The following is a 6,153-nucleotide window of genomic DNA, read 5'->3' on the forward strand; positions in this document are numbered from 1 at the left end:
ATACCATCCTCGTCGGCGTCGAGCAGGCGGAAGTCGATGCCGTCGGCGGGCTCGTAATCGTCGTCGTCGAGGTCGGGGCCGGGCGAGGCCGCCTCCTCCTCGTCCCGTTCCGAGAGGCTGCGTCCGACCGCCTCCTCGATGGCGCCGAAATTGGCCACCGCGGTGGCGTCGGCCAGCCGCTGCACCGAGCCGATGCCGTGTTCCTTCAGGATCCGCTGCACCCCGCGGATGGTATAGCCCTCGCCGTACAGCAGCCGGCGGATGCCGCGCAGTAGGTCGACGTCGTCAGGGCGATAATAGCGGCGGCCGCCGCTGCGCTTCATCGGCTTGATCTGGGTGAACCGCGTCTCCCAGAACCTCAGCACGTGCTGGGGGATGTCGAGGTCGGCTGCGACCTCGCTAATGGTTCGGAACGCATCCGGCGCTTTGTCCAAATGCCCGCTCCCTGTTGGGTCGTCCGTTGGAAGGGACTCTACTCGGCCTTGTTGCCGTCGCCATTGCCGGTGGCGTGGCCGTTGATACGCTGCTTCAGAATGGCCGACGGCTTGAACACCATCACGCGACGCGGCGATATCGGCACCTCGGTGCCGGTCTTCGGATTACGGCCGATACGCTGACCTTTCTTGCGCACCATGAAGGAGCCGAACGACGACAGCTTCACCGTCTCGCCCTTCTCCAGGCAATCGGTGATCTCTTTCAGCACCAGTTCGACAAACGCCGACGACTCCGTGCGCGACAGCCCCACCTTCTGGTAGACGGCTTCGCACAGATCGACGCGTGTGACTGTTTTTCCGGTTCCGGTCATCGCCTGCCCCGCACTCTCGGCGAACAATATGTAGTTGAAATTAAGAGCTTAACGCGTGACGGTCAACAGCGCTCATCCATGCAGAAGCATGAAAGAATCCAACAATATGGATGGACTTTTTAATGCGGCGCTTACCAGCGCACGAGCGCCGAGCCCCAGGTGAAGCCGCCGCCCATGGCCTCGAGCAGTACCAGGTCGCCCTTCTTGATGCGTCCGTCCTTCACCGCCACCGACAGCGCCAGCGGGATCGATGCCGCCGAGGTGTTGCCGTGCAGATCGACCGTCAGCACCACCTTCTGCGGTGCAATATGCAGCTTGTGCGCCGAAGCATCGATGATTCGCTTGTTGGCCTGGTGCGGAACGAACCAGTCGATGTCCTCCGCCGTGGTGCCGGTGGCCTTGAACGCATCGTAGATCACGTCGGTGATCATACCGACCGCATGCTTGAACACTTCGCGGCCCTCCATCCGGAGATAGCCCACCGTCCGGGTCGAGGATGGCCCGCCGTCGACATAGAGTTTCGACTTGTGGCGACCGTCGGAGCGCAGATGCGTCGTCAGGACGCCGCGGTCGCTGGCCGCGCCCGGCTGCTGCTGCGCTTCCAGAATGACGGCGCCGGCGCCGTCACCGAACAGCACGCAGGTGCCGCGGTCGCTCCAGTCGAGGATGCGCGAGAAGGTCTCCGCGCCGATCACCAGCGCGCGCTTGAAGGCGCCGGTGCGCAGGAAACTGTCCGCGGTCGACAGCGCGAAGATGAACCCCGAGCAGACCGCCTGCAGGTCGAACGCCGCGCCGTGGTGGATGCCGAGGGCGGCCTGCACCGCAACCGCGGTGGCGGGAAAGGTATGGTCCGGCGTCGAGGTGCCGAGCACGATCAGGTCGATCGACTGGGCGTCGATCCCGGCATCGGCCAGCGCCGCGCGCGCGGCGTTGATCGCCAGGTGCGAGGTGAACTCGCCCTCGGCGGCGATGTGGCGCTGCCGGATCCCGGTTCGCTGCACGATCCACTCGTCCGAGGTGTCGATCCGCGCCGCCAGCTCGGCATTGGTCAGGATCTGCTGCGGCAGATAGGAGCCGCAGCCGAGCACGACCGAACGTGTTGCAGTCACGAGACAGCCTCCTGCGAGGTCTGCGCCTGAGCCGGCGCGCTGCCATCGCGATTGAGCATTTGTTTGATCTTGTTCATCAGGTCGTAGCGGGCCATCTCATAGCCAACATCGACCGCATAGGCAAAGCCTTCGGCGTCGGTGCCGCCATGGCTCTTGACCACGATGCCGTTGAGACCGAGCACCACGCTGCCGTTGGATTTCGAGGGGTCGAGCTTGTCGCGCAGCGCCTTGAAGGCGTTCTTGGCGAACAAATAGCCGATCCTCGCGCGCCAGCTGCTCGATATGGCGTTGCGCAGGAATTCGGTGATTTGCCGCGCCGTGCCCTCGGCCGCCTTCAGGGCGATGTTGCCGCTGAAGCCCTCGGCGACGATGACGTCGGCGGCGCCCCTGCCGATGCCGTCGCCCTCGACGAAGCCGATATATTCCAGTTGCGGCAGGTTCATCGCGCGCAACAGCTCCGCCGCCTCGCGAATCTCCTCGCGCCCCTTGATTTCCTCAACACCGATATTGAGCAATCCAACCGTCGGACGTTCCAGACCGAACACCACGCTCGCCAGCGCGCTGCCCATTACCGCCAGCGCCACGAGATGATGCGCATCGCCGCCGATGGTGGCGCCGAGGTCGAGGACGACCGAATCGCCGCGCGCGGTGGGCCAAATCGCCGCCAGCGCCGGCCGGTCGATACCGGGCAACATGCGCAGGCAGAACCGCGCCATCGCCGCCAGCGCGCCGGTGTTGCCGGCGGAGATCGCGACATCGGCCTCGCCTTTCTTGACGGCGTCGATCGCCAGCCACATCGACGAGGTCTTGCGACCGCGTCGCAAGGCCTGGCTGGGCTTGTCATGCATGCTGACGGCGACGTCGGTGTGTATGACGCGAGAGGCCGCCTTCAGCGCCGGATGTTTTCCAAGCTCAGGGTCGATCAGCGCCCGATCGCCGAACAGCAGAAATTCGCTGTCGGGATGCCGGGTCAACGCGACAGCGGCCCCGGGAATGACGACCGATGGACCGAAATCGCCACCCATGGCGTCAAGCGCGATTCGAACCTTTTTCGGCATGAAAACCCGGAAACCTGATCTTGTGCTGCGGTCTTGAAGCGCTCGGCCGCGGACTGGAAATCGCCACTGATGGTGGCGATCGGCGAAGCGCTTTTGCACCCCGGCCGGGCCGGGACAATACCGTGTCCCCTGCCCGACACAACCTCTTGACCGCCACCTTTTGCGCAACCGGTTGAGCCAGCGCAGAATCGGACAATACCGATAATGCAAGCCAATTCAACGTATTAAGAGATATTCCTGCACTGACGCACAATCCGCTTCGACGGGAATGCGAGCTGGAGGCCGATTCAGCCAAGCTCCAGCGCGGCTTCGGGGCCACCTTGAAGCTTCCTCTATGGCTTTCCCGGTTTCTTCGGGCCAGGCGGTTTGGCGTCGAGCTGCAGCGCCTTGAGCGCGGCAAACGGGTGATCCGCGGGATCCTCAGGCACCACCGGCGGCTCGAACACGGCATCCGGCTTGCGCGGATAGGGATCGACCGCGAGATACAGCGCATCGGTCGCGATGCGGCCGAGATCGATCACGCCGTTCTCGATCGGCTCCGGCGGATCGGGAATTGCCACGTCGCTTTCGGCAGCCTCCTCGACCAGGTCGGCCATTTCAGGGATTTGCTCCGGCGGTGCGAAGATCCAATCGATCGGCTCGTCGATCTCGTTCTCGATCGGATCGAGCGTCACCACGCAGGTCTGCCCGATCCGGGCCCGGACCCTGCCCTCGACATGGAAGCGGCCGCCGCTCATCGGGGTGACGTCGAGCGACGCACTGGCGGCGAGAACTTCGCGCAAGCCGCCGACCTCGGCGATGGCCTCTCGCACCGCCTTGTCGGCCTCGAGCTCGCGATGCAGTCCGGTGTCGGGAATCTGCGCCACAACGACGGGGATGCGCCAGGGATCGGGTTTTTCGGTCATGTCGGCGGTTCTGTTCATCGGTTTCTTCATGGCTCAAACGCCTGTCTGCGCTGGCGAAGGGAATTTCCACGATCCGCCCAGCAACGCCGCTTCGTCCAGTGCCGCGAGGTCCGCAAGCGCTCCCTCGGCATAGATGGCCAACTGACGGGCCTTGTCGAGGTGCTCGCCGTTCAGGATATTCTTGCACAGGGCCTGCGCCAGCGGCTCGCGGCCCGCGCTCAAGGCGAGATCATAGGCCGCGACCCGGCCGTAGAACGCCTCCCCGAAGGCCCGCATGCGCTTCGGGACGGTGACGTCGCCGACTCCCATTTCGCGCAAATTGGCGTCCATGTCCTCGCAGAAGCGATCGAACAGCGCCTGGGACAGGTCCGCCCCCGCCGCCATCGGCTTCATCCGCCGCAATACCATCCACAAATGCAGCACCAGCAGATCAAATCGGCCGTTAACCGTGTCCAACACGCCGAAGTCCCGATAAAACACCGGTTCTCGCGCTTGCGTCACGATCATGCCATAGATGGTCTCAATGGTGCCCGGCGAGGGCATCCGGGGTTTCCTGAAGTGATTGAACGGCCAAAGCATTGTGGGTTCCGCAAGCGAGCCCCAAAGGTTTGCCTATGGGTATCCGCGCATGTTGCAATCCAGCGTGCTGCCCGGTACGTCAACGCCTCGCGCGATGCAAGGGGACGGGACCAGTTCCGGAATGACTGAAGTGAGCCAGACAGCCTCCCGCCTGCCCTCTCCGCGCGGCCTCGCCGCGCGCTGGCGCGGCATGCGGGCCATCGCCGCGATCGCCCTGGTATGCGCGGCGCTCGGCGCCTGCACCGGCGAGCAGTTCCAGAAGGGCTATATCCTGCCGCCGGGCGCGCTCGAGCAAATTCCGATCGGCGCCAGCCAGGATCAGGTGCTGATCGTGATGGGCACGCCGTCCACGGTGGCCACCCTGAACGGCGAGGTGTTTTACTACATTTCGCAGCGTTCCGAACGCAAGGTCGCGTTCATGAACCAGCAGGTCGTCGACCAGCGCGTCATCGCGGTCTATTTCGACAAGAATCGTCAGGTGCAGCGGCTGGCCAATTACGGGCTGCAGGACGGCCGGATCTTCGACTTCATCAGCCGCACCACGCCGACCTCGGGCCAGGAGCTCAGCTACCTGACGCCGCTGTTCAAGCTGCTCAGCTTCAACTAGCGCGAGCCAAAGCCTGCCCCGCACTTGATACGGGTTGAATACCGGTTCGTAACGAAATCGCGTCAAGACACCTGCGCCAAGTCGCCGGCTTGCCGACCGCTCGCGCATTCCCTACGCTTTCCCCGCCAACAAGCATCCAAACAAGGAGCGAAATGTGACCAGACTGATTTCCCGCCGCCGTGTGCTCACGGGAGCCGCAGCGATCTCCGCGGCTGCCATTCTGCCGCGCGCGAGCCTCGGCGCCGACTGGCGGCCCACCGAAACCGTCCGCCTGATCGTGCCGGCCGCACCGGGCGGCACCACGGACGTGATGGGACGGTTGCTGGCGGCACATCTGCAGACGGCATGGGGCCAGTCCGCGGTGGTCGAAAACCGCTCCGGCGGCGGCGGCACCATCGGCACCGCGGAAGTGGTGCGCCAGAAGGCCGACGGCCACACCATCCTGGTCGGCAATCCCGGCCCCAATGCGATCGCCTACAGCATCTTCCGGAACATGAAGTACAAGCCCGAAGACTTGCAGCCGGTCAGCAACCTGATCCGGATCCCGAATATCATCTCGGCGCATCCGTCGGTGCCGATCAAGTCGATCGCCGACCTGATCGCCTACATCAAGGCCAATCCGGACAAGCTGACCTACGGCTCATCCGGCATCGGACAGAGCCCTCACCTCACCGCCGCATGGTTCCTGCAATTGACCGGGCTGAAGATGGTGCATGTGCCGTTCCGTGGCGCGGGCCCGGCGTTGCAGGCAGCGCTTGGCGGCGATATCCAGGTCCTGTTCGACAATCTCTATCCGACGCTGCCTCAGGTCGAGGCCGGCAAGCTCAACGCGCTGGCGGTGACCACGACCGAGCGCACCGCGCTCGCACCCACCGTCCCGACCATGCGCGAGAGCGTGCCGGAGCTGGCCAAGTTCGACGTCTCGTCCTGGTTCGGCATTTTCCTGCCGAAGGCCCCGCCCGCGCCGGTGCTCGACGCCCTCAACAAGGAAATCAAGGTGTTCCTGGAGCGCGGGGACATCAAGGAGAACCTGGCCAAGATCGGCGCCCGCCCCGACTACGGCACGCCGCAGCAATATACCGATTTCGTG

General features: G+C 64.5%; 8 protein-coding genes. 2 read left to right on the plus strand and 6 right to left on the minus strand.

All coding sequences use genetic code 11. From position 1 onward, the window contains the following. The 6 genes from Q7T45_RS03540 to Q7T45_RS03565 form a co-directional block, all read right to left on the minus strand. The coding region (locus tag Q7T45_RS03540; RefSeq protein WP_304867709.1) for a MerR family transcriptional regulator at positions 1–434 on the minus strand (434 nt) is incomplete at its 3' end. Positions 435–472: 38 nt separating this feature from the next. Continuing rightward, on the minus strand, positions 473–805 hold the full coding sequence (locus tag Q7T45_RS03545; RefSeq protein WP_304867711.1) for an integration host factor subunit alpha: 333 nt from the start codon (positions 803–805) through the stop codon (positions 473–475). A 131-nt stretch (positions 806–936) separates the two neighbouring features. After that, positions 937–1,914, minus strand: coding sequence for a beta-ketoacyl-ACP synthase III (locus tag Q7T45_RS03550; RefSeq protein WP_304867714.1), 978 nt, complete (start codon positions 1,912–1,914; stop codon positions 937–939). After that, positions 1,911–2,972 carry a phosphate acyltransferase PlsX gene (gene plsX, locus Q7T45_RS03555; RefSeq protein WP_304867716.1) on the minus strand — a complete coding sequence of 354 codons (1,062 nt, stop codon included), beginning with the start codon at positions 2,970–2,972 and terminating at the stop codon, positions 1,911–1,913. Before plsX ends, Q7T45_RS03550 begins: the two co-directional genes overlap by 4 nt. A 332-nt stretch (positions 2,973–3,304) precedes the next feature. Further along, on the minus strand, positions 3,305–3,895 hold the full coding sequence (locus tag Q7T45_RS03560; RefSeq protein ID WP_304867718.1) for a DUF177 domain-containing protein: 591 nt from the start codon (positions 3,893–3,895) through the stop codon (positions 3,305–3,307). 15 nt (positions 3,896–3,910) lie between these two features. After that, the gene (locus Q7T45_RS03565; protein WP_304867720.1) at positions 3,911–4,456 is read right to left on the minus strand and encodes a ubiquinol-cytochrome C chaperone family protein; all 546 of its coding nucleotides are present in this window, start codon (positions 4,454–4,456) and stop codon (positions 3,911–3,913) included. Between the two features lie 190 nt (positions 4,457–4,646). Between Q7T45_RS03565 and Q7T45_RS03570 the strand changes: the two genes are divergently transcribed. Then, positions 4,647–5,063, plus strand: a complete 417-nt coding sequence (locus tag Q7T45_RS03570; RefSeq protein WP_370691200.1) for an outer membrane protein assembly factor BamE — start codon at positions 4,647–4,649, stop codon at positions 5,061–5,063. Positions 5,064–5,217: 154 nt separating this feature from the next. Further along, positions 5,218–6,153: tripartite tricarboxylate transporter substrate binding protein (locus tag Q7T45_RS03575; protein WP_304867725.1), on the plus strand; the 936-nt coding region annotated here is incomplete at its 3' end.

It is taken from the genome of Bradyrhizobium sp. (assembly GCF_030646015.1).
Classification (GTDB): Bacteria; Pseudomonadota; Alphaproteobacteria; order Rhizobiales; family Xanthobacteraceae; genus Bradyrhizobium.